The following is a 1480-nucleotide window of genomic DNA, read 5'->3' as shown; positions in this document are numbered from 1 at the left end:
CTTGGCGGCCAAGGCAAAGCGGGCGTTTCTTCTGCCGTGGCACTGGCGGTGCCGCTGGCGGTTGCCGGTTTGCTGTTGACCACGCTGGTACGGACCATTACCACTGGGATCGTGCATATCATGGACCACGCTGCTGAAGAAGGTTCGTTTACGAAGATCGATATTTGGCAATGGGTCGCAATTTGCCTGCAAGGCTTGCGGATCGCGATCCCAGCCGGCTTAGTCTTGGCGGTTGGCCAAGGCCCTGTTAAGGCAATGCTGGATGCAATGCCGACATGGTTAGTGGATGGCTTGTCTATTGGTGGTGGCATGGTCGTGGCCGTTGGGTACGCGATGGTCATCAACATGATGGCAACGGCTGAAGTTTGGCCATTCTTTGCGATCGGCTTTGTGTTAGGCACGGTCACCGAGATCACCTTGATCGGGTTAGGGGCTATCGGTATCGGGATGGCTTTGATCTACTTGAACCTGTCCAAGATGGGCGGCGGCTCCAGCAATGGCGGCTCTAACAACGGCGGTGGCACCGGCGATCCAGTCGGCGACATCATCGATAGTTATTAAAAAGGAGGTTGACACAAATGGCTGATCAGATCAAATTAACTAAAAAAGATCGTTGGGACGTCTGCTGGCGTTCGACCTTCCTGCAAGGGTCATGGAACTACGAACGGATGCAAAACGGTGGCTGGGCTTATTCTTTGATCCCAGCTTTAAAGAAGTTATATACGACTAAAGAAGACCGCGCAGCGGCGTTAAAGCGCCACTTGGAATTCTTTAACACCCACCCATACCTGGCTAGTCCAGTTATCGGGGTCACCTTGGCGCTTGAAGAAGAACGGGCCAATGGGGCACCGGTCGATGACGTCACGATCCAAGGGGTCAAAGTGGGGATGATGGGTCCGCTGGCTGGTGTCGGCGACCCAGTCTTCTGGTTCACGGTACGGCCGATCTTAGGGGCGTTAGCGGCTTCCATGGCGATGAGCGGCTCGATTCTTGGCCCAATCATTTTCTTCGTCGTCTGGAATATTATCCGGATCGCCTTCTTGTGGTATACACAAGAATTCGGCTACAAAGCCGGGTCGAAGATCGCTGATGACATGTCTGGCAGCTTGTTGCAAGACGTCACCAAAGGCGCTTCGATTTTAGGGATGTTTATCTTAGGGTCCTTGGTTGAACGTTGGGTTTCCGTCAAGTTCACCCCGACAGTTTCCAATGTTAAGTTGGATAAAGGGGCTTACATCGACTGGAACTCCTTGCCAGCTGGGGCTAAAGGGATCCAAAAGGCCTTACAAGATCAAGCTAACGGCTTGTCTTTGACCGACCATAAAGTCACCACCTTGCAACAGAACTTGGATTCTTTGATCCCAGGTTTGGCAGGCTTGTTAGTGACCTTGCTATGTATGTGGTTGTTAAAGAAGAAAGTATCGCCGATCATCATTATCTTTGGTTTGTTCATTGTGGGGATCTTGTTCCACGTTTGGGG

General features: G+C 52.1%; 2 protein-coding genes. Both read left to right on the top strand.

Features of this window, described 5'->3' with window-relative positions; translation table 11 throughout:
* Positions 1-561 (top strand): PTS sugar transporter subunit IIC (locus EKM91_RS13710; protein WP_125754445.1); only part of this gene is annotated, 561 nt, incomplete at its 5' end.
* 17 nt (positions 562-578) lie between these two features.
* Positions 579-1480, top strand: a 902-nt coding sequence (locus EKM91_RS13705; RefSeq protein WP_164508612.1) for a PTS system mannose/fructose/sorbose family transporter subunit IID, incomplete at its 3' end; no start/stop codon positions are given.

This window comes from Lacticaseibacillus baoqingensis (assembly GCF_003946165.1).
In the GTDB taxonomy this organism is placed as follows: domain Bacteria; phylum Bacillota; class Bacilli; order Lactobacillales; family Lactobacillaceae; genus Lacticaseibacillus; species Lacticaseibacillus baoqingensis.
The sequence above is the reverse complement of the archived record's forward strand: the minus strand, read 5'-3'. Positions and strand labels throughout refer to the sequence as shown.